The organism is Brevundimonas sp. FG8 (assembly GCF_057808845.1).
Map to the genome: position 1 here is coordinate 607788 of NZ_JBMDIU010000001.1, position 22110 is coordinate 629897.

12 protein-coding genes are annotated in these 22110 nt (G+C 66.6%); 5 read left to right on the plus strand and 7 right to left on the minus strand.

Features of this window, described 5'->3' with window-relative positions; translation table 11 throughout:
* Positions 1-32 precede the first annotated feature (32 nt).
* The 3 genes from ACODRV_RS02910 to ACODRV_RS02920 all read right to left on the minus strand — a co-directional run bounded on the left by ACODRV_RS02910 (position 33) and on the right by ACODRV_RS02920 (position 3447).
* The gene (locus ACODRV_RS02910) at positions 33-1817 is read right to left on the minus strand and encodes an IlvD/Edd family dehydratase (RefSeq protein WP_488907354.1); all 1785 of its coding nucleotides are present in this window, start codon (positions 1815-1817) and stop codon (positions 33-35) included.
* Positions 1818-1822: 5 nt separating this feature from the next.
* On the minus strand, positions 1823-2569 hold the full coding sequence (locus ACODRV_RS02915) for an SDR family NAD(P)-dependent oxidoreductase (protein WP_488907355.1): 747 nt from the start codon (positions 2567-2569) through the stop codon (positions 1823-1825).
* A 107-nt stretch (positions 2570-2676) separates the two neighbouring features.
* On the minus strand, positions 2677-3447 hold the full coding sequence (locus ACODRV_RS02920) for an IclR family transcriptional regulator (RefSeq protein WP_141626130.1): 771 nt from the start codon (positions 3445-3447) through the stop codon (positions 2677-2679).
* A gap of 118 nt (positions 3448-3565) precedes the next feature.
* On the opposite strand from ACODRV_RS02920, the gene ACODRV_RS02925 reads away from it, so the two are divergent.
* The gene (locus ACODRV_RS02925; RefSeq protein ID WP_488907356.1) at positions 3566-5140 is read left to right on the plus strand and encodes a sodium/sugar symporter; all 1575 of its coding nucleotides are present in this window, start codon (positions 3566-3568) and stop codon (positions 5138-5140) included.
* Between the two features lie 6 nt (positions 5141-5146).
* Here ACODRV_RS02925 and ACODRV_RS02930 read toward each other — a convergent pair whose 3' ends face one another.
* Positions 5147-6658: a tryptophan halogenase family protein gene (locus tag ACODRV_RS02930; RefSeq protein WP_488907357.1), complete on the minus strand. Its 1512-nt coding sequence runs from the start codon at positions 6656-6658 to the stop codon at positions 5147-5149.
* Positions 6655-8181, minus strand: coding sequence for a tryptophan halogenase family protein (locus ACODRV_RS02935; protein WP_488907358.1), 1527 nt, complete (start codon positions 8179-8181; stop codon positions 6655-6657). Before ACODRV_RS02935 ends, ACODRV_RS02930 begins: the two co-directional genes overlap by 4 nt.
* Before the next feature lie 224 nt (positions 8182-8405).
* Here ACODRV_RS02935 and ACODRV_RS02940 point away from each other — a divergent pair, with 224 nt between their 5' ends.
* From ACODRV_RS02940 to ACODRV_RS02955, 4 genes are all read left to right on the plus strand, one after another.
* A complete protein-coding gene (locus ACODRV_RS02940) occupies positions 8406-11351 on the plus strand; it encodes a TonB-dependent receptor (RefSeq protein ID WP_240811742.1) in 2946 nt (981 codons plus the stop codon).
* A gap of 68 nt (positions 11352-11419) precedes the next feature.
* Positions 11420-13087: a DUF5597 domain-containing protein gene (locus tag ACODRV_RS02945; RefSeq protein ID WP_488907359.1), complete on the plus strand. Its 1668-nt coding sequence runs from the start codon at positions 11420-11422 to the stop codon at positions 13085-13087.
* 24 nt (positions 13088-13111) lie between these two features.
* Positions 13112-16039, plus strand: coding sequence for a TIM-barrel domain-containing protein (locus tag ACODRV_RS02950; RefSeq protein ID WP_488907360.1), 2928 nt, complete (start codon positions 13112-13114; stop codon positions 16037-16039).
* 18 nt (positions 16040-16057) lie between these two features.
* Complete coding sequence (locus tag ACODRV_RS02955; protein ID WP_488907361.1) at positions 16058-18013, plus strand: sialate O-acetylesterase; 1956 nt, start codon at positions 16058-16060, stop codon at positions 18011-18013.
* Positions 18014-18072: 59 nt separating this feature from the next.
* Here ACODRV_RS02955 and ACODRV_RS02960 read toward each other — a convergent pair whose 3' ends face one another.
* Both ACODRV_RS02960 and ACODRV_RS02965 read right to left on the minus strand, forming a co-directional pair.
* Positions 18073-19707 carry an alpha-L-fucosidase gene (locus tag ACODRV_RS02960; RefSeq protein ID WP_488907362.1) on the minus strand — a complete coding sequence of 545 codons (1635 nt, stop codon included), beginning with the start codon at positions 19705-19707 and terminating at the stop codon, positions 18073-18075.
* The gene (locus ACODRV_RS02965; RefSeq protein WP_141626138.1) at positions 19704-21977 is read right to left on the minus strand and encodes a WD40/YVTN/BNR-like repeat-containing protein; all 2274 of its coding nucleotides are present in this window, start codon (positions 21975-21977) and stop codon (positions 19704-19706) included. Before ACODRV_RS02965 ends, ACODRV_RS02960 begins: the two co-directional genes overlap by 4 nt.
* Positions 21978-22110: the final 133 nt, after the last annotated feature.

The following is a 22110-nucleotide window of genomic DNA, read 5'->3' on the forward strand; positions in this document are numbered from 1 at the left end:
GCTGCGCGCGTCCGGGATCACAAGAACTCAGGTCAGTGGTTGTCCCGGGCTTCGCCGAACTTGTCGATGATGCGGTGGTACTTCACCGCAGGCTCCAGCACCGCGCCGGTTTCCAGTTCGCCGACCATCCCGCGCTGGATCTCCTGCCAAGGGGTCTGGGACGCCGGATATTTGTAGCCCCCGGCGGCCTCGAAGGCGGCGCGGCGTTCGGCCAGTTCGGCGTCCGAAATCAGGATGTCGGCGCGCCCGGTGTTCAGGTCGATGCGCAGGCGGTCGCCGGTGCGCACCAGCGCGATATTGCCCCCCGTCGCCGCTTCCGGCGAGGCGTTCAGGATCGAGGGCGAGCCCGAGGTGCCGGACTGGCGCCCGTCACCGATGCAGGCCAGCGCCGAGACGCCCTTTTTGATCAGATAGGCGGGCGGCCGCATGTTCACGACCTCGGCCGCGCCCGGATAGCCGACCGGACCGGCGCCGCGCATGACCAGCAGGGTCTGTTCGGTGATGTCCAGCGCCGGATCATCGATACGGTGGTGGTAGTCCTCGGGCCCGTCGAACACGACGACCGGGCCTTCGAAGGCGTTGAGGTCGTCCGGGTTGGACAGGTAGCGGTCGCGGAACTCGGGGCTGATGACGCTGAGCTTCATCACCGCCGTCGAGAACAGGCTGCCCGAGAGGACCATGAAGCCGGCGCGGGTCTTCATCGGGTTGTCGAACGGGCGGATGACGTCGGGCAGGTCCGAGACCTTGCCGCGGCAGTTCTCGCCCATGGTCTTGCCGTTCGCGGTCATGGCGCCTTCGGCGATCAGGCCCTGTTCGATCAGCGCGCCGACCACGGCGGGCACGCCGCCCGCGTGGAAATAGTCCTCGCCCAGATACTCGCCGGCGGGCTGCAGGTTGACCAGCAGGGGGACGTCCAGCCCCTCGTCCTGCCAGGCCTTCAGAGGCACATCCACGCCCGCGTGGCGGGCCAGGGCGGTCAGGTGGATCGGGGCGTTGGTCGAGCCGCCGATGGCCGAGTTGACCACGATGGCGTTGTGGAAGGCCTCGCGCGTCAGGATGTCCGACGGCTTCAGGTCCTCGCGGACCATGTCCACGATCCGCTTGCCGGTCTCATAGGCGACCTGCGCCCGTTCGCGATAGGGCGCAGGGATGGCGGCCGAGCCGGGCAGGGACATGCCCAAGGCCTCGGCCAGCGAGTTCATCGTCGTGGCCGTGCCCATGGTGTTGCAGTAGCCGACCGACGGGGCCGACGAGGCCACCAGTTCGATGAAGCCGTCATAATCGATCTCGCCGGCGGCCATCATCTGGCGGGCCTTCCAGATGATCGTGCCGGAGCCGGTGCGCTCGCCCTTGTGCCAGCCGTTCAGCATCGGACCGACCGACAGGGCGATGGCCGGAATGTCGACGGTGGCCGCGGCCATCAGGCAGGCCGGGGTGGTCTTGTCGCAGCCGATGGTCAGGACCACGCCGTCCAGTGGATAGCCGTAAAGGCTCTCGACGAGACCGAGATAAGCCAGGTTGCGGTCCAGCCCCGCGGTCGGGCGCTTGCCGGTTTCCTGGATCGGGTGGACCGGGAACTCCATGGCGATGCCCCCGGCCTCGCGGATGCCTTCGCGCAGGCGCTCGGCCAGCACCAGATGGTGACGGTTGCAGGGGCTCAGGTCCGAGCCGGTCTGGGCGATGCCGATGATCGGCTTGTCCGACTGCAGCTCCTGACGGGTCAGGCCGTAGTTCAGGTAGCGCTCCAGATAGAGCGCGGTCATGTCGGGGTTGTCCGGGTTGTTGAACCAGGCGCGCGAGCGAAGCGGCTTTGTCATCTCAGTCAGTTCCAGCCGCCGTCGACGACGTAGTGTTGGTTGGTGATCGCCGAGGCATCATCCGAGGACAGGAAGACCACCACGCGGGCGATGTCGTCCGGGACCAGCGGGCGTTTGATGCACTGGTTGGCGTAGATTTCCTTCTCGGTCTCCGGGGTGACCCAGAGCTCGAGCTGGCGCTCCGTCATGATCCAGCCGGGAGCCACGGCGTTCACGCGCACGCCATGCTCGCCGAAGTCGCGGGCCAGCGAGCGGGTCAGGCCCAGCACGGCGGACTTTGAGGCGGTGTAGGCGGGCATGCCGCCCTGGCCGATGATCCACGAGCAGGAGCCCAGGTTGACGATTGAGCCCTTCTTCCAGCCGATCATGTCGGGCAGCACGGCCTGGGAGGCGAAGAACTGGTGCTTCAGGTTCACGGCCACGCGGCCATCCCAGTACTCTTCCGTCACCTCGAGGGTGGCGTGGCGCTCGTCGTGGGCTGCGTTGTTGATCAGGACGCCGATGGGGCCGAAACGGGCGCGGACCTGTTCGATGGCGGCCCTGAGCGCCGGGATATCTGTCACGTCGCAGCGGACGAACTCGACCGAGGGAGACAGGGCCTTGGCCAACGCCTCGCCGCGAGCGTTATCCAGGTCCAGAACGCCGACGCGCGCGCCCTGCGCCACGAAGGCGCGCGTGATCGCCTCGCCGATGCCGCCGGCGCCGCCGGTCACGATGACCGTCGCGCCTTCGAGGTCCGGATAGATCGCCATCTCGCTCCCGCCGCCCAAAGGGCCACATCCAAGGTTTTATTCTTGGCTTGATTTTTGTGCGTAAAAAATGACGCCGAGGGAGGCTTTCGTCAACGCCGGATCGGGCGTCAGCTCGCGGAATGTCCCATTTCACTCGAGATCGCCGCCGCCGCGCGTTGCAGTTGCTCGACCGAGTCGGTGATCGAGCCGACGGCGGGGGTCCGCTCGATGTAGGGCGTGATCAGGGTGGCCAGAATGCCTTCGGCGCCGATGATCGGGGCGACCAGATCGGTGACCCCCTTCACGAAGTCGCTCGGGCGCTCGGCGTGTCCCTCGGCTGCGGCGGCTTCGGCGGCGGCGATATAGTCGGCCACGCGTTTCTTGCCATACCGGGCGGACAGGGTCTCACGCATATGCGCCTGCATCCGCTCGCCGGCGAAGCCATAGAACAGCAGGCCTGAGGTGGCTTCCAGAATGCTGCGGCGATAGCCGATACGGACCGAGTAGCCGAGGTCGCCGGGCGCCTCGATGCGGGCGACGACGACGATCTGGTCATCCGAGCGGACCACGAGGTGGCAGGACTGCACGGTCGAATCGGCCAGCTCGCGCATGTGGGGCAGGGCGGCCTCGACCAGATCCTTGGCCGGGCCGTGGGCGATGCCGAGGGCAAACAGCCGGTTGGTCAGTCGATAACCGGACGTCGTCGGTTCGATATAGCCGCGGAACTCCAGCACCTGAATCATCCGGAACAGCTCGCTGACCGAACGGCCCAGCATGGCCGACATCTGCGACGGCGTCAGGGGCGCGCCGTGCTGGGACAGCAGCTCGAGAACGTCCAGCCCCTTTTCCAACGCCGGGGCGCGGTATTTGCGGCTTTCGTCGTCAACGCTGTCCAGCATGGAATCTCCCTCAGTCGTCAATGCCATGTTGTTATCACCTGTAAAAGCGATTGCCGATTGTGAAAATTGAACCTAGCGTCGGACCTTCGAGCCGAAGACGGCCGGGGGAAACGATACCATGACGCTGGCGCCGATCGACCTGATCCTGCTCGCAATCTATGCGGTGTTCATTTTCGCTCTCGCCCAGTGGGTGTCCCGCGGCAAGGGGGGCGCGCAGAAGAACTCGACCGACTACTTCCTGGCGTCCAAGGCTCTGCCCTGGTGGGCCATCGGCGCCTCGCTGATCGCCGCCAACATCTCGGCCGAGCAGATCATCGGCATGTCGGGTTCGGGCTACCTGATCGGTCTGGCTATCGCCTCCTATGAGTGGATGGCGGCCCTGACCCTGCTGATTGTCGGCAAGTGGTTCCTGCCGATCTTCCTCGCCAACAACATCTACACCATGCCGCAGTTCCTCGAGCAGCGGTACGGCACGACGATCCGCAACGTGATGGCCGGCTTCTGGCTGGTCCTCTACGTCTTCGTGAACGTGACCTCGATCCTGTGGCTGGGCTCGATCGCCGTGACCACGGTGACCGGCATGGACCAGATGTGGGCCATCGTCGCCATCGGCGTCTTCGCCCTGGCCTATCAACTGTGGGGCGGTCTGAAGGCCGTGGCCCTGACGGACATCGTGCAGGTGACCCTGTTGGTCGCCGGCGGCCTGATCATCGGCTTCATCGCACTGGGCCAGATCGGCGGCGACGCGGGCGTACTGGGCGGGTTCAGCCGTCTGACGACCGAGTTCCCCGAGAAGTTCGACATGATCCTCTCGCCTGACAGCCCCTACTTCAAGGACCTGCCGGGCCTCTCCGTCATCTTGGGCGGGATGTGGATCATGAATCTGAGCTACTGGGGCTTCAACCAGTACATCATCCAGCGGGCGCTGGCGGCCAAGTCGGTGCAGGAGGCCCAGAAGGGCATCGCCTTCGCCGCCTATCTGAAGCTGCTGATGCCGGTGATCGTGGTGCTCCCGGGCATGGCGGCGCTGATCCTGGCGCCCGGCCTGCCCAAGCCGGATCAGGCCTATCCGACGATGATGAACCTGCTGCCCATCGGGCTGAAGGGCATCGTCTTCGCCGCCCTGATGGCCGCGGTGGTCGCCTCGCTGGCGTCCAAGATCAACTCCATCGCCACCATCTTCACGCTGGACCTCTACGCCAAGGCCAACAAGGGCGCGTCCGAGAAGCAACTGGTCACGGTCGGCCGGATCGCGGCGGTGGTGGCCATGGTCGTTGGCGTGATCGCCGCCCGTCCGCTGCTTGGCGGCTTCGAGCAGGGTTTCCAGTACATTCAGGAGTTCACCGGCTTCTTCACCCCGGGCATCGTGGTGATCTTCATGCTGGGCATGTTCTGGCCGAGGGCGTCGCAGGCCGGCGCCCTGACCGGGGCCATCCTGTCGGTGGTGCTGTCGGGCGTCTTCTGGTGGCTGCAATCGGCAGATATCTTCACCATGCCGTTCATGAACCGCGTGGGCGTGGTCTTCATCGCCTCGCTGCTGGCGGCGATCCTGGTGTCGTTCATCGCGCCGCAGAGGGAGACCACCCTGCCGATCAGCTTCGCGGGCGTCAGCTACAAGACGACCATGGGCTTCAACATCGCGGCGCTCGGCGTCATCGCGTTCCTGATCGCGGTCTATTCGATCTGGTGGTGACGAACCTCAGCGGGGCGCGGCCTGCACCGCGCCCCGAATGAAGTCATCATGGGTCGGCATGCGCTCGACACCGTCACGGATCAACGCCCGCATCCGGTGCAGGTGATCGCGGGTAGCCTCCAGCGACATGACCTCGGTGATCGGGTCGTGACGCTCCGGCCTCACGCCCTGGCCCAGAAGCACCGCGACCCAGCTGGTGTCCTGGAACAGCTCATCCTCGAAACGGAAGACCCGCCCGCGGCTTCGGAACAGCTCCATCTTCCGGCGCAGGCTGTCTGGTATCTCCATGGCGCCGACCTGAAGCCACAGGGGCGTGTCGGTGCGCTCGGTGGCCTTGTAGTGAAGCACGACGAAATCACGGACCCGCTCGTACTCCAGCTGTGACAGGTGATTATAGTTGTCGATGTCGGGCTGCGAAAACGCCTTGTCAGGGAAACTGAGCAACAGACGTGTGATGCAGGTCTGGATCAGGTGAATGCTGGTCGACTCCAGCGGCTCCAGGAAACCGGAAGACAGGCCGATCGCCAGACAGTTCCGGTTCCAGGCCTTCTTGCGTCGCCCGGTGCGGAAGCGCAGCAGGTTGGGATCGGCAAGACATTCGCCGTCGATGGACCCGCGAAGCCGGGCCAGCGCCTCGTCATCGCTGATGTGCTCGCTGCAATAGACATAGCCGTTACCGGTGCGGTGCTGGAGGGGGATGCGCCAGCGCCAGCCGGCCTCCAGCGCTGTGGAGCGGGTGTAGGGCGTCGGCGGTTCGACCCGCGCGCAAGGCAGGGCGACGGCCCGGTCGCAGGGGAGCCAGTGAGTCCAGTCCTCGTAACCCGTCTTCAGCGCGCCTTCGATCAGAAGGCCGCGGAAGCCCGAACAGTCGATGAAGAAATCGGCGTCCAGAACACGCCCGTCCTCCAGCGCCACCGCGCCGATGTCGCCGTTGGGGGCCATCCGGACATCAGCGATACGGCCCTCATGCCTGACAACGCCGGCCCGCTCGGCGCGCCCCCGCAGAAAGCGCGCATACAGGGAGGCGTCAAAGTGGAAGGCGTAGGCCATCGCGGCGTTGATGGATCGCGGATCGCCCTGCGGGCGGGCGAAGCGGCCCAGACGGGCGGCCATCGCCGGCGCCGAGTAGGCGTCCAGATCGTCGTCCAGCCCGGCCGCTTGGAGACGGAGCCAGTACTGATGGAAGGACGCGGCCCCGACGCGGGAGCCATACTGGCCGAACGGATGGAAATAGGCGTGACCCTTTCGGAACCAGTCCTGGAACTGGATGCCAAGCTTGTAGGTCGCTTGGGTCTCGCGCAGGAATTCGTTCTCGTCGATTCCGAGCAAGGCGTTGAAAAGCAGGATCGGCGGAATGGTCGCCTCTCCGACGCCCACCGTGCCGATGGCTTCGGATTCGACCAGCTCGACCTGTACGGCTCCGCGCAGCACGTGAGACAGCGCAGCGGCGGTCATCCAGCCGGCGGTTCCCCCGCCGACGATCAGGATTTTCCGGATCGGCTCAGGAGGTGTGCTCATCTCGCATCGGCCTTCATCTGGACGCCACGGAGAAATTCGAGCCGGTCGGGCAGGGTGGCGGTCGCCCGGGCGATGAGCTCGGAGACCTTCACGGCCTGACGCTCCACGACGTCGAGGTCGAGCGCGGAGACCTGCGGCGCGACCTTGCGCGGCCAGACGTCCAGCCCGGTCAGGACCGAGGTCCAGCTGGCCTCGCGGAAGGAATCGTAGTGGCTGGGGTCAATCTCGCCACGGGCCCGGAACAACTCCAGTCGCTCCGCCAGACTGTCCGGAGGCGCGGTTTCGCGGCAGTGGGCCCAGAGCGCGCCTTCGGTTCGCCCCGCCAGATGATAGTGCGCGATGATGAAGTCCCGCACCCCGATCCACTCCAGCTCGGTACGGCGGTTGTATTCGGCGATCAGCGCCGGATCGAACTCCCGATCAGGGAAGAGCTCCAGCAACCGCCCGATGCCGGTCTGGATCAGGTTGATGCTGGTCGACTCCAGCGGCTCGAGGAAGCCCGACGCCAGCCCCAGAGCGACCACATTGCCCTTCCACGCCGCGCGGCGGCGACCGGTTACGAAACGCAGCCGGTTCGGTTCAGCCTCGGCCGGGGCCTCAAGCCCGTTCACAAGTTCATCGAGCGCGTCGTCGTCATTGATGAAGGCGCTCGAATAGACGTAGCCGTTGCCCACCCGATGTTGCAGCGGAATGCGCCAGCACCAGCCCGCCGAGGCGGCGCGGGCGGTCGTGTAGAGGTCTGGCGGACGACTGGCGGAGGTCGGCAGGGCGATGGCCCGATCACACGGAAGCCAACGGCTCCAGTCCTCATAGCCTGCCTGCAACGCACCCTCGATCAGCAGGCCGCGGAAGCCAGAGCAGTCGATGAACAGATCGGCTTCTAGGCGCCGCCCGTCCTCCAGCCGGATCGCCTGCACCCGTCCGTCGGCGGCCTCGACATCGCTGATCCGTCCCTCCACCCGCGCGACACCAGCGGTCTGGGCCAAGGCTGACAGACGCTTGGCGAACAGTCCCGCGTCGAAATGATAGGCGTAGGAATAGGCGGACAGAATGGAGCGGGGATCGGAAACTGGCAGGCCGAATCGTCCGCTTTCAGCCATCACAGCGGGGACGGACCAGGGATCAAGACTGGACAGGCGGCCCTCCGCCTTCAGCCTGAACAGGTGCTGCCGGTAGGGCTGGCCCTGAACGTCCGGTCCATGGTCGCCGAAGCCGTGGAAATAGCGGGAGCCGCTCCCCATCCAATCGTGGAAGGCGATACCCAGTTTCGGCGTCGCCCCCGTGCTGGCCATGAAGTCGGCTTCGTCCAGACCAATGGAGCGGTTGAACTGCCGTATCGGGGGGATGGTGGCCTCGCCGACGCCGACGGTGCCGATCGCATCGGACTCGACCAGACGGATGACCGGCCTGCCCGGTTCAGGCAGGTCGCCGAAAGCGCGGGACAGGGCCGCCGCCGCCATCCAGCCTGCGGTGCCCCCACCGACGATGACAACGCTCGTGATGCGGGGATCGGTATCGCCCATGTTTCCTCCGGCCAGTCTGACGCCAGCTTCGGGACACTGAACGCCATGGAGACCGCGTCACGCAAGCCGGAGAAATGGTAGCGCTAACAGAATTTACTTTTCAACGCGTGAAACTCCGTGCATCCTTGAAATGACGGCGGGGTGTTTCAGGCTCTGTTTCGTCTCGGGGAGGACCGCGCTCAAGACCGCTAAAGCGGCTGGCGCATGCAGGAAGGACGACAACCTTGTCCCATATCAAGCGTAACGGCCGCGCGGCCCTGCTGTGTGGCGCGTCACTGTTCAGTCTCGTGGCGCTGACGCCCATGAGCGCCCTGGCGCAAACCGCGCCCGCGGCCCAGGATCCGGATGAGGACGCGGCCCAGCTGGACGAGGTCGTGGTTACCGGCATTCGCGCGCAGCTGCAGAGCGCCCAGTCCATCAAGCAGGATTCCGAAGTGATCGTGGATTCGATCACCGCGGTGGACATCGGCGCGCTGCCGGACCGTTCCGTGTCCGAGGCGCTGCAACGCGTGTCCGGCGTGACCCTTCAGCGCACCAACGCCGCCCGTGACCCCGCCCGTCTGGCCGCCGAAGGCGGCGGCGTGTTCGTTCGCGGCCTGTCGTGGGTTCGGTCCGAAACCAACGGGCGCGACATCTTTTCGGCGTCCAACGGCCGTGGGCTGAGCTTCGAGGATGTCTCGGCCGACCTGCTCGCCGGCGTGGACGTCTACAAGAACGTGGCCGCCAACATGATTGAGGGCGGCATCGCCGGTACGATCAACCTGCGCACGCGGGTTCCGTTCGATAACCGCGGCCATCTGCTGGCGGTGAACACCGACTACAACTACGGCGACCTGTCGGAGCGCGGCTTCTGGTCGGGCAGCATGATCGGGTCGAACCGCTGGGACACCGGCATCGGCGAGATCGGCCTGCTGGCCAACATCAGTGTTTCGAACGTGGGCAACCGCACCGACTCGATCTCGGTGGACCGCTATGATCCGGTTGTGCTGGACGCCGGCAACGCTTCGGACGGACGGGTCGCGGGCGACACGGTCTATGTGCCCAAGTATCTGGGCTGGCGGACCATCGACTGGGAGCAGGAGCGCACCGCGGTCGCTCTGGCGGCGCAGTGGCGTCCGAATGCCGACCTGCTCTTCACCTTCCAGGCTCTCGGATCGCAGGCGGATGCCTACAATATCGAGCGCGCGCTCGGCACCGAGAGCATTCTCTCGCCCAACTCCACCTACCGCTACAATGAAGACGACGTCTTCATTGGCGGTACTGTTCCCCAAGCCAACTACAACACCGATACGCGTGTCGGCGACGACACCAAGCGGACCGGTGAGGTCTCGGTCGGCTTCCAGTACACGCCGAACTCGCCCTGGTCGGTCACCGGCGACCTGCAGTATGTGAAGTCGACCGCCGAAATCTACTCGATGACGGCCTTTACCCAGCTGGAGAACCGCCCCGATCTGACGATCACCATCGACGGCGACCTGCCGACGGTCACCTCCACGGGCGGCACGCCGACCGATCAGTCGACCTACTGGTGGGCGGCGGCGATGGATCACATCGAGGACAATGAGGCCGACGAACTCGCCGGTCGTCTGGACGCCACCTACACCTTCGAGAATCCGGATGGATTCTGGAAGTCGGTCGCGATGGGTGTGCGCGGCACCGAGAAGAACTACATCAACCGCCAGACCGGCTATAACTGGGGGCTTCTGTCCAACCAGTACTGGGGCAACGGCGGTGGAGCGGTCGTCTATCTGGACGACACCGGCTATCCGGGCGGCACGGTCGATCCGCGCCTGCCGGCTTCGTCCGAGCTGTTCTCGTTCACCAACTTCTTCCGTGGCGACGCGCCGGTTCCGGGCGTGGCCTGGTTCCCCACCGCGGCGCTGGTCAGCGGCGGCACGGCGAATGCCTATGATATCCTGCGCAACACCCAGAGCTCCGGCTGGGGCTGGACGCCGCTTTCGGACGACTATGAGAGCTATCGCCTGGGCGGCGGCAACGGCGGCATCACCGAGCTGACCGAGGAAACCCAGGCCGGCTATATCTACGCCCGGTTCGGCGGAGACGAGTCGATGTTCGGTCGGCGCTTCGACGGTAACGTCGGCGTTCGTATCGTGCGGACCAATACGCAAACGAACACCATCACCACCCTGCCGGTGATCTCCGGGGCGTGCCCGCCCGTCGGCAACCCGACGGCCGATTGTACGGCCTTCAACCGCGCCGTCGCCTTCTCGACCGGCGGCTCGCTGGACGGCGCGAGCGTCGATCACAGCTATACGGACGTCCTGCCCAGCCTGAACCTGCGCGTCTTCCTGCGTGATGATCTGCAGGCGCGCTTCGCCGTGTCGCGCGCCATGGTGCGGCCTGAGATGTACCAGCTGCAGCCGTTCACCAACCTGTCGATCAATTTCGAGGCCGACGGCTACACCCTGGATGACGTCGCGCCCTTCACCGGCGTCGGCGGCAACCCGGCGCTCGATCCGATCAAGGCGACCAACTACGACCTCAGCCTTGAATGGTATTTCGCTCCGACCGGCAGTGTGACCCTGGCGGTGTTCCACAAGGACATCACCGACTACATCTTCACCGGGACCGAGACCCAGTCGTACACCAACGGCGGCGTCACCTACGACTTCCTGATGACGCGCTACGTCAACGGGGATGAAGGCACTGTCGACGGGTTCGAGCTGGCCTATCAGCAGTTCTTCGATTTCCTGCCGGGCTGGATGGGCGGCTTCGGGGTGCAGGGCAACTTCACCTTCATCGACAGCAATGGTGGTCGCAACACCAGCCAGAACGTGCTGGATCCCTTGCAGAACACGGCCTCCGCTGACGCCCTGCCGCTCGAAGGCATGTCGCGCACCAGCTACAACGCGGCCCTGTTGTACGAGCGGTACGGAATCTCCGCCCGACTGGCCTACAACTGGCGTGAAGAATATCTGCTGACCACCTCGGCCGCGAACGTGAACGCGCCGGTCTGGGCCAGCGACTATGGCCAGCTGGACGGCTCGATCTTCTACAACATCAATGATGATCTGAAGATCGGTCTGCAGTCGACCAATATCCTCAACGAACGGACCGTGCTGAAGGTGGGCAACGAGACCCGCAAGCCGCCCTACAACTGGGTGGATACGGATCGTCGCGTCGCGATCGTTCTGCGCGCCGCCTTCTAGGGCGACTGCGAGAGAGGGGGCTTCGCCCCCTCTCTCCTCCCTTCGATTGGTAGACCGGAGAGACTGGGGTGAGTTTTGTGAACGCCCGGCCGCGCGCGCTGGCCTTTCTCGCGGGATGCCTCGCACTGACGATCGGAGCCGCCGCCCAGGCGCAGACGTCGGCGCGGGGCGAGGCCGCGATCCCGCATGTGCTGAATCAGGACGGCCGCCATGCCCTGATCGTGGACGGCGCGCCGTTCACCATCCTGGGCGCGCAGGTCAACAACTCCTCCAATTATCCGGCTCCACTGGCCGAAGCCTGGCCCGCGGTGAATTTCATTGGAGCCAACACCGTGCAGGTGCCGATCGGCTGGGAGCAGATCGAACCGGTCGAGGGAGAGTTTGACTTCAGCTTCGTCGATCACGTCGTGGCCGAGGCGCGCCGCAACAATGTGCGTCTGGTCCTGCTGTGGTTCGCCACCTGGAAGAACACCGCGCCGAAATACGCGCCGGCCTGGGTCAAGCTGAACCCCGAGCGCTTCCCGCTGCTGACCCGTCAGGACGGCACCGCGTCCTATGCGATGTCGCCGCACTCACGCACGACGCTTGAGGCCGACAAACGCGCTTTCGTCGCCCTGATGACCCACCTGCGTCGCATCGACGGCGACCGGCATACGGTGATCATGGTCCAGCCTGAGAACGAGACCGGCACCTATGGTTCGGTCCGCGACTACGGTCCCGAAGCGCAGGCGCTGTTCGACGGCCCTGTGCCGCAGGCCCTGCTGACGCGTCTGGGCAAGGCGCCCGGAACCTGGCGTCAGGTTTTCGGTGATGACGCCGACGAGTTCTTTCACGCCTGGGCTATCGGCTCCTACGTCGGCGAGATCGCCGCGGCCGGGAAGGCGGTCTATCCGCTGCCGATGTATGTCAACGCGGCACTGCGCAATCCCGTCGAGCATCAGGCCCCCGACAGCTATGCCTCCGGCGGGCCGACCTGGAATGTGATCGAGGTCTGGCAGGCCGCCGCGCCCGCCATCGACTTCCTGTCGCCCGATATCTACGACCGCCCCTCGCGGACCTACGAGGCTCACCTCGACCGCTATGGACGGGCCGACAATGCGCTGTTCGTGGCCGAGACCGGCAATGACGTGCAGTACGCCCGCTTCCTTTTTTCGGTGCTCGGACGTGGCGGTCTCGGCTACTCGCCCTTCGGCATCGACTACACCGGCTATGCCAACTATCCGCTCGGCGCTCAGGAAGTCACCGAGGAGACACTGACGCCGTTGCGCGACGTCTATCGGGTCATCGCCCCCTGGCAGCGGGTCTGGGCCCGCCTGTCGTGGGAAGGCAAGGTGCGCGGGGTGTCCGAGCCGGACGACCGCAGCTCGCAGACGGTCGATCTGGGTGCGTGGACCGCCACTGTCGGCTATCGCCGCTGGCAGTTCGGTCAGCCCGAATGGACCTGGCTCGGACCGCAGGACGTGGTGCCGGGCACCGAGACGCCCGGTGGCGGCGCCGTCTTCGCCGAAATCTCGCCCGGTGAGTTCATCGTCACCGGCTATCGCGTCCGCGTCGATTTCAACGCCAAGCCCTCGACCGACGGGAAGCGCCGAATGGTGCTGCGCATCGAGGAAGGCCATTTCGACGAGCGCCAGAACTGGGTGTTCGAACGCATCTGGAACGGCGACCAGACGGACTACGGCCTGAACTTCACCGACCGTCCGCGCCTGCTGCGCGTGGTCACCGCCACCTACTGACCGACGACGTTACGAGTGTTTGCCATGACCCACGCCCGTCTCCTGAAATCCGCCGCGATGGCGCTTGTTCTGGCCGCAGCGGCGCCGGTCTGGGCCGTCGCCTCGCCGATGGTGCAGTCGGTCTCGACCGAGCGCGTCCAGCGCCTGCCCGACGGCGTCATCGTCGTTCCGTCGAGCGGTGAGGCGAGAGCCGTGCGTCTTCAGGTCTATGGACCGCGCACCATCCGTGTCACCGCCTCGCCCGATGACAGCTTCGAGGCTCCGGCCAGCCTGATGGTCACGGCCACCCCGCAGACCACCGGCTTCACCGTCGAGCAGCGCGCGGACGTGGTGCTGGTGAAGGCCGCAGAAGTCACCGCCGAGGTGACGCTGACCACCGGCGCCGTGAGGTTCCTCAATCCTTCGGGGCAGGTGATCCTCGCCGAGCGCGTGAACGGCCGGGAAATCGCCCCGGTCACCATTGAGGACCAGACCGGCTCGCACCGCTACAACACCGTCCGTCAGGTGTTCGAACCGGGCGCCGATGACGCCTTCTACGGCCTCGGACAGCACCAGCAAGGCGTCGCCAACTATCGCGGCCATGACGTTGAACTGGCCCAGCACAACATCGACGTGGGCATTCCCTTCGTCGCCTCGACCGGCGGCTACGGCCTGCTGTGGGACAACAACTCGATCACCCGTTTCGGTGATCCCCGCGAGTACGGGATGCTGGATCAACGCCTGATCCTCCGCGACGCCACGGGCCGCTTCGGCGGTCTGACCGCCAGCTATTTCCAGAATGACGAACTGAAGGTTCAACGGCAGGAGCACGAGGTGAACTACGAGTTCATCCGTGACCAGCAGCGCTGGCCCGAAGGCTTCAAGGCCCAGCCTGCCCAGCCGGTGCAGGTCGGTGACATGGGGCGCTCGGGGCAGGAGGGCGTCCGCGTCACCTGGGAAGGCACCATCGAGACCCCGCATGCGGGGCTGCACAAGTTCAAGCTCTATTCGTCCAACTACGCCCGCGTCTGGATCGACGGCGAGCTGCGCATCGACCGCTGGCGCCAGAACTGGAACCCGTGGTTCCACGATTTCGAGGTCGAGCTGCCGGCGAACCGTCAGGTGTCGATCAAGGTCGAATGGATCCCCGGCGACGGCTACATCGCCCTGCGCCACCTCGACCCGCAGGCCGAGCAGGACCAGCAGACCCTGTCGCTGTGGTCGCAGGCCGGGACGGACCTGGACTACTATTTCATCCGTGGTGAGAACCTGGATCAGGTGCAGGCCGGCTATCGCGGCCTGACCGGCAAGGCCGTCATGCTGCCGCGCTGGGCCTATGGCTTCTGGCAGAGCCGCCAGCGCTACAACACCCAGGCCGAGGTTGTGGACACCGTCCGCCGCTATCGTGAACTGAACCTGCCGATCGATAACGTGGTGCAGGACTGGTTCTACTGGCCGGAGAACGCCTGGGGCTCGCACGAGTTCGACAGCGCCCGTTTCCCTGATCCGGCGCAGATGGTGCGCGACGTTCACGACATGAACGCCAACATCATCATCTCGGTCTGGCCGAAATTCTATCCGACGACCGAGCACTACAAGGAGCTTGAGGCCATCGGCGGCATGTACACGCGCAACGTGGACATGGGGGCGAGGGACTGGGTCGGGCCGGGCTATGCGAACAGCTTCTACGACCCCTATCTGCCCGCCGCGCGGGACCTGTATTGGCGTCAGATTTCCGACAGCTTCAAGGGCATGGGCTTCGACGGCTGGTGGCTGGATTCGGTCGAACCGGACATGCACTCCAACCTCGATATCCCCGAGCGCACCCTGCGCATGGGACCGACCGCAGCCGGTCCGGGCGCGCTGGTCTTCAACTCCTATCCGCTGGTCAATGCCGAGGGCGTCTATCAGCGCTTCCGCGCCGAGCAGCCGGACACCCGCACCTACATCCTGACCCGCTCGGCCTGGGGCGGTCTGCAGCGCACCGGTTCGACCCTGTGGTCGGGCGACGTCGTGGCGCGCTGGGACGACCTCCGCGAGCAGGTGTCGGCGGGCGTCAACGCGGGTCTGTCGGGCCTGCCCAACTGGACCCACGACATCGGCGGCTTCGCGGTCGAGGCGCGCTACTCCAATCCGGCCGGGATGAAGCCCGAAGACAAGGCCGAATGGGAGGAGTTGAACCTGCGCTGGTTCCAGTTCGGCGCCTTCTCGCCGATCTTCCGTTCGCACGGCGAGTTCCCGCTGCGCGAGGTTTACAATCTGGCCGAGCCGGGCACCGATCTGTACGCCGCCTTCGGCGACCAGATGCGCCTGCGCTATCGCCTGATGCCCTACATCTACACCCTGGCGGGCGACAGCTGGCACCGCGACGGCACCATCATGCGCGGTCTGGCCATGGACTTCGCCGCTGACCACAAGGTGCTGGACATCAACGACCAGTACCTCCTTGGCCCGTCCCTGATGGTCGCGCCGGTGCACCAGTACCGGGCCCGCAGCCGCAGCGTCTATTTCCCGGCTGGGGCTGACTGGTATGACCTGTACACCGGCCGCAAGCAGACCGGCGGACGCGAGGTGACCGTCGAGGCGCCGCTGGACCGCATCCCGGTCTATGTCCGCGCCGGCTCGATCCTGCCAACCGGCCCGCAGGTGCAGCACACCGCCGAGAAGCTGGACGGCCCGATCACCCTGACCGTCTATCAGGGCGCCGACGGCAGCTTCGATCTGTATGACGACGCAGGCACGACCTACGGCTACGAGCGGGGCGAGTTCTCGCGAATCCCGATGCGTTGGGACCAGCGTTCGGGCGTCCTGACGATCGGCGCGCGCGAGGGTTCGTACCCGGGCATGGCGGCGAACCGCACCTTCCGCGTTCGCTTCATCAACGGGACGAACCGTTCCGCTCTAGACTGGGACGCGGCCAATGCGCAGGTCGTCGAGTACACCGGCGCGGCCGTTCAGGTTCGCCGCCGCTAGTCCGAGGGAAGACAGGTCATGATGCTACGTTCGGGGTCGCTGGCTCTCGCTTTCATGCTGGCGGCGGGGGCGGCTCATGCCCAGACGCCGACGACCGCGCCCCTGATGGCTGATGTGTTTCAGGACCACGCCGTCCTGCAACGCGGCGGCCCGGTTCCGGTCTGGGGGCGTGCCCGGCCGGGGGCGACCGTCTCGGTCACGCTCGGACAGAACAGCACGCAGGCGACCGCTGGTGAAGACGGTCGCTGGCGCGCGAACGTCGCGCCCCCGGCGGCGGGCGGTCCCTACGTTCTGTCGGCGCAGTCCGGTGGACAGACCCAGACCCTGAACGACATCCTGATCGGCGATGTCTGGCTGTGCTCGGGTCAGTCGAACATGGAGTTCGGTCTGCGTCAGGTGACCAACGCCGAGACCGAGGTCGCCAACTCGACCGATCCCCAGATGCGCCTGCTGCTGGTCAACCGCCGTAGCGAGGCCCGCGTCGATGAAACCGGGCTGCCAGCGGGCAGTGTCTGGCAGGCCTCCGGCCCGGCCAGCACCCCGAACTTCGGCGCTGCCTGCTACTTCATGGGACAGGAACTTCGGCGCACCCAACAGGTGCCGATCGGCCTGATCTCGGCCTCCTGGGGTGGCTCGATCATCGAGGATTGGTTGAGTGAAGCGTCCCTGCGTCAGGCGGGGGACTACGCCGAGACGCTGGACCTCCTGTCCGCCTATGCGACTTCGCCCGAGACCGGCACGGCGCACTGGAACCGGATTTCCGAACAGTGGTGGCGCGCCAACGATCCGGGGCTGAAGGAGACCGTCCCGTGGTCCGACGCCCGCTTTGACGACAGCGGCTGGAAACTGGCCAAGCCGGAAGGCTTCTGGGAGACCGACGGCCCGGCCCTCGGCAACTATGACGGCACCGGCTGGTATCGCACCTCGATCCAGCTGACCCGCGCGCAGGCGCGGGGCGAGGCGAAGATCAGCCTCGGGCCCGTTGACGACATGGACGTCGTCTTCGTCAACGGTCACCGCATCGGCGGCATGCAGGGCTGGGATACGCCGCGCGACTACGTCATTCCGGCGGGCGTCCTGCGTCCGGGCCGCAACGTCATCGCGGTCGGCGCGCTCGACCTCGGCGGCGGCGGCGGCATGTGGGGACCGGCGGAGACCAAGCGGATCGAGCTCGCCGACGGCTCGATCGTCTCGCTGGCGGCTCCGTGGCGCTTCCAGACCTCCGCGGCGCTGGGCAGCCTGCCGGGACCGCCGCGCGTGCCGTGGATCGGCGGCAGCGGCACGACCACCCTCTACAACGGCATGGTCGCCGGGCTGGGGCCTTACGCCCTGACCGGGTTTGCCTGGTACCAAGGCGAGTCAAACGTCAACGATCCGGTCGGCTACAGCCGTCTGCTGACCGGTATCATGGCGGACTGGCGCGCCCGGTTCGAGAATCCGGACGCCGCCTTCCTCGTCGTCCAGTTGGCCAATTTCGGCCCGGCGTGGAGTGAGCCGCACGCCTCGGCATGGGCCGACCTGCGGGACGTCCAGCGTCAGGTGGTCGAGGCCGATCCACACGCGGGCCTCGCCGTCGCCATCGACATCGGCGACCGCTACGACATCCATCCGACCAACAAGCGTGAAGTCGGTCGCCGCCTCTCGCTCGAGGCCCGTCGCCTGGCGGGAGACATGACCGTCGCCCGCTCGCCTTCGCCGGTCAGCGCCGTGCGCGAGGGCGACCGCATCCGCATCGACTTCGCCCATGCGGGCACGGGGCTGGTGACGCTCAGTGCGACCGACGCGGTCGGTTTCGAGGTCTGTGATCAGGACAAGGCCTGCCGCTTCACGCCGGGGACGGTTCAGGGCTCAACGGTGTGGCTGAACGCGCCGCAAGCCAGCTTCGTGCGGTTCTGCTGGGCCGACAGCCCGGTCTGCAACCTGTACGGCCCGGACAATCTGCCGGCCGTCCCGTTCGAGCTGCCGGTTCGCTAAGCGGTGATCCCCATCAGACAGCGGGCCGGGCGGGAGAGATCCCGTCCGGCCCTTTTCGTTCAGACCAGCCCGGCCCCGCGAATGCGGAAGGCGGGGACGAAGGCCACGGGGCGGTCCGAGGGCAGGTCGATCACCAGTCCCTCCGCTGTCTGGCTGAAGGGCAGGGCGCCGCCGCCGACCAGCTCGACCCGTTCTACCGCACGGCCTTCCAGCGCCTGACGACCGAGAGCGCGGATGCGGACCTTGCCGTCCTCGGGCCAGTCCAGAGCGAGCGCGTAGAGGATGCCCGCGCGGGTGGTGAAGCGGATGTCCCCGGAGGTCCACGGCCGGGCGCCGCCCTCGCCGTGCATGCCCGCCGCCACCGCCGTGGGGCCTTCGCCGTACATGCGCCAGGGACGGCTTTCGAAGATAGCCTCGCCGTTGACCCGGACCCAGGCCGCCAGATCGCCGAGGATGGCGCGCTCATCGGCGTCTATTGAGCCGTCGCCGCGCATCGGGATGCTGAGCAGCAGGTTGCCGTTCTTGGACACCACGTCGCACAGCCGCTGCACCACGCTCTTCGCCGGAACATAGCTGTGATGCTCGAAGCGGCTGCGGTTGTAGTGCCAGTCACCGATGCAGGTGTCGGTCTGCCAGGGCTCGGGCATCAGGGCGTCGTTGAAACCGCGTTCGACGGTCTCGACGATGCCGCGCCGCTGTCGGGGTTCCAGCCGCTTGCCGTTCACGACCGGCAGTTCGCCACGCCACTCCAGCGAGGCGTTGTAGAGATAAGCGGTGGCGTCCAGCCCATGCTGACCCAGCGGCAGGCCGTAGTTGTCGAAATAGACGAGGTCCGGCTTGTACCGGTCGACGAGATCGCGCTGGCGGGCCACCCATGACCGGGTGAAGGCGGGGTTGTTCTCGGGCGGGGTCTCGATCCACTGGCCGTCCCGTTCGTCGTGCCAGGCGTTCATTTCGGCGATGGAGCTGATGCCGTTGGGCGGTGCGAACGTCGGGCCGGTGTAGAGCTCCTGCGGGTCCAGCCCGTCCCACCATTTGCCGGCGCCGTCGGCGCGGGTCAGGGTGGCGGCGTCATAGCGGCGACCGGCGCGCGGCCCCTCGGCGTCGTAGCCGTAGGCCGTCTGCCACCAGTGCCAGGCATGGGCGCCGTGGTTGCTGACGCCGAAGCGCAGGCCGCGCTGACGCACCAGCCGCTCCCATGTTCCGACGATGTCCTTGCCCGGTCCGACCCGGGTGCTGTTCCAGGCGTGATGCTTCGAGTCGAAGAGATCGAGGTTATCGTGGTGCTGGGCCATCGCCACGACGTAGCGGGCGCCGGCGGCCTGGAAGAGATCCAGCAGTTCTTCCGGTTGCCAGGCGTCGGCCTTCCACTGGCCGATGATGTTCAGGAAGCCGGTCTCGCTGGGGTGGCCGTAGTGCAGAAGGTGATGTTCGTAGAAGGGATTGCCCTGGATATACATCTGGCGGCCGTACCAGTCGCCGAACTCGGGCACGCACTGCGGCCCCCAGTGCGCCCACAGGCCCAGCTTGGCGTCACGGAACCAGTCCGGCGTCGAATAGCCGGAGATCAGCGAGTCCCACGTCGGCCTGAACGGGCCGGAGCCCGCGGCGCCGCCGGTCGTCGCGCAGCCCGCCACCGGAAGGGCCGAGGCGGCGAGGCCGGCCTTCAGAAGATTGCGACGGGTGCTGCTCACGATTGCGCCTCCGGTTCCCCATAGACCACGCCGCGACCGTCCGTGGCGACATAGACCCGCCCGAAGACGCGTGGGTCGCCCGCGATGGCTCGGAAGCGGCGGGCGTACTCATGCCGGGCGTCATTGACCCGGATCCAGCTGACGCCCTCATCGTCCGAGCGCCACACGCCCCGGACGTCGCCGCGCGTGCCGATGGCGAACAGGGCCGGGTAGGTCTTTCCGGGGGGCGAGCGACCGAAGTCCATCATCTCGACCGACAGGTCCGTCGCGATCCGGTCGAAGGACTGTCCGGCGTTGCGGCTGCGGAACAGGCCACTTTGCGAAAGGAACCACAGATCCCCCTCGTGGCGTGGCGTGGCCTTCAGCGGCCAGGCCTGCTCCCGCCAGGTGGCGCGGTCGGGATTCAGATCAGCGGGCAGGCCCCGGCTGGCGATCTGCGCGAAGCTTCGCGCGCCGTCCGTGCTGACGAACCAGCCGCCGTTCGAGAAGTCGAGCGCATACAGCAGGCCCGGATCGACCCGGTCGGCGACCGGGCGCATCAGTGGGGGCAGCCCTTGCGATGGCCGCCAGCCGACGCCCCTGTCGGCGGACCACATCACCTGAGGCGTGGCCAGCACGAAGGTCGACCCGTCGGCCGTCACCGTGATCGGCGCATCCCGGTACAGGTCCATCCGGGGATGGCTGGAGACTTCTGCGGGCCCCGCCGGGCGGGGGCGCCCCAAAGGCTTCCAGCTGCGGCCGGCATCCTCCGACCAGGCGATGGTCGAGCCGTCATGCCCGTCCGATCCGACCCCCTCGTGTGGGGTGCCGCTGCGCACCACGATCTGCGGCGCGCGACCGGCGTAATCAATCTGGTTGGTGTTGGCGAAGACCGGGGTGGTGAATTGCAGGTCCGGTGATCGATCCAGATCTTCGTGAGCGAAGCCGGAGATGTCTCCGAACCCGGTCAGCAGGTGCGGTCCGGTCGGGGGGCTGACAAGGGTGATAACCGCCGTCTGCTCTATCCCCTCGACCCAGGGCGTCCAGTCGGTCGCGCGGCGATGGTCGGCCTCGGACAGATTGATGGTCGCGTAGACGGTGGCGCCGGTCGCATAGACGGCCCGGTCGCCGTTGAAGGGGTCTATGGCCAGGGCCGCCAGCCACCAGCCGAAATCCGGTTCGTCATTGCCCCAGTAGAGATAGGGGGTGGCGCTGACGTCGCGACGCGCCTGTTCGCGGAGGCTGTTCCAGCTGCGGCCGTCGTCGATCGAGCGCCACAGGGTGTCGCCGGGCTGCCAGCGGTTCATGGTCGAGACCATGACGACGCCCGGCTTGGTCCGATCAATCGCCACGCCCATGAAGCCGCCCAGTGGACGGGGCGGGGTGATGTCGCGCCATTGGTCGGTCTTCGTATCCAGCCGCCAGACCTGCCCGTCGCTGACGCCGTTGGGGCCGATGCCGAGGCAGCAGGTCAGGAACAGGACGCCACGATCATCGAGTTCCGCCTTGGCGGCGGACAGCTCGGGGCGAGGGCCGCCTTCGACCGCCGCCCAACTGGCGCCTGCGTCGGTTGATCGGAACAGTCGTGGCCCGCCGGGATCGGCTACCCCGACCAGAATGATGCGCGAGCCCGCGCCGGGGGTTCCGCTGGCAGGGTCGAAGATGACAAAGGACAGTCCGCCGTGCGTGGGGCCGTTCAGGTCCGGTCCAAGGCCGCGAACGGGAAAGCTGTTCACCCGTCGCCAGCTCAACCCGCCGTCGGTGCTGCGTTGCAAGCCGTCATGGCGCGAGCCGTAGTAGAGGATGCGGGTGTCGTTCGGGTCGATGGCCAGACGTTCGCCCAGGCCGCGTCCGTCTTCATTGCCGCCCATGCGGAAGTCGACAGGCGTGCGGCGCCAGGTCGTGCCGCGATCTTCCGAGCGCAGCATGGCCGCCGGGGCGTGGCGGCTGACGCCGACGGCGGCGTGAACCACATTCGCATCGACCGGATCGGGCGCGATGCTCTCGACGCCGTAGTCATTCGGGATCGGGGTGTCGTCCTGCAGCGGCAGCCAGCGCGACTGACCGGAGTCCCAGCGATAGGCGCCCCCCATGTCGGAGCGGGCATAGGCCAGATCGCGTTCGACGCGGCTGAAGACGATGCCGGGGATGAAGCCGCCCGCACCGACCTTCACGTTCCGCCAGCGATAGGCTGCGGGCGCCTCCGGCGGCGCCGCGCCCGCCAGCAGGGGTGTCGCCGCAGCGAACGCGGCCGCCTCTCTCCGTGTGAAACCGCGTTTCCCGTCCGTCATGTTCCCTCAAACCGCTTCTGTGTCGGAATGTTAGCGCTATCTAGAATGACCTTGACGGATTTGTCACCCATGAAGCATATTTGCATTGGTGAAAACGCGATCCCTGCTGAAAGGTCGACCGGCTGGAAAGCCT

What these genes read in the sequence shown, in the direction of transcription:
- ACODRV_RS02910 (WP_488907354.1), bottom strand. Translation starts at nt 1,817, where the DNA reads ATGACAAAGCCGCTTCGCTCGCGCGCCTGGTTCAACAACCCGGACAAC.
- ACODRV_RS02915 (WP_488907355.1), bottom strand. Translation starts at nt 2,569, where the DNA reads ATGGCGATCTATCCGGACCTCGAAGGCGCGACGGTCATCGTGACCGGC.
- ACODRV_RS02920 (WP_141626130.1), bottom strand. Translation starts at nt 3,447, where the DNA reads ATGCTGGACAGCGTTGACGACGAAAGCCGCAAATACCGCGCCCCGGCG.
- ACODRV_RS02925 (WP_488907356.1), top strand. Translation starts at nt 3,566, where the DNA reads ATGACGCTGGCGCCGATCGACCTGATCCTGCTCGCAATCTATGCGGTG.
- ACODRV_RS02930 (WP_488907357.1), bottom strand. Translation starts at nt 6,658, where the DNA reads ATGAGCACACCTCCTGAGCCGATCCGGAAAATCCTGATCGTCGGCGGG.
- ACODRV_RS02935 (WP_488907358.1), bottom strand. Translation starts at nt 8,181, where the DNA reads ATGGGCGATACCGATCCCCGCATCACGAGCGTTGTCATCGTCGGTGGG.
- ACODRV_RS02950 (WP_488907360.1), top strand. Translation starts at nt 13,112, where the DNA reads ATGACCCACGCCCGTCTCCTGAAATCCGCCGCGATGGCGCTTGTTCTG.
- ACODRV_RS02955 (WP_488907361.1), top strand. Translation starts at nt 16,058, where the DNA reads ATGATGCTACGTTCGGGGTCGCTGGCTCTCGCTTTCATGCTGGCGGCG.
- ACODRV_RS02965 (WP_141626138.1), bottom strand. Translation starts at nt 21,977, where the DNA reads ATGACGGACGGGAAACGCGGTTTCACACGGAGAGAGGCGGCCGCGTTC.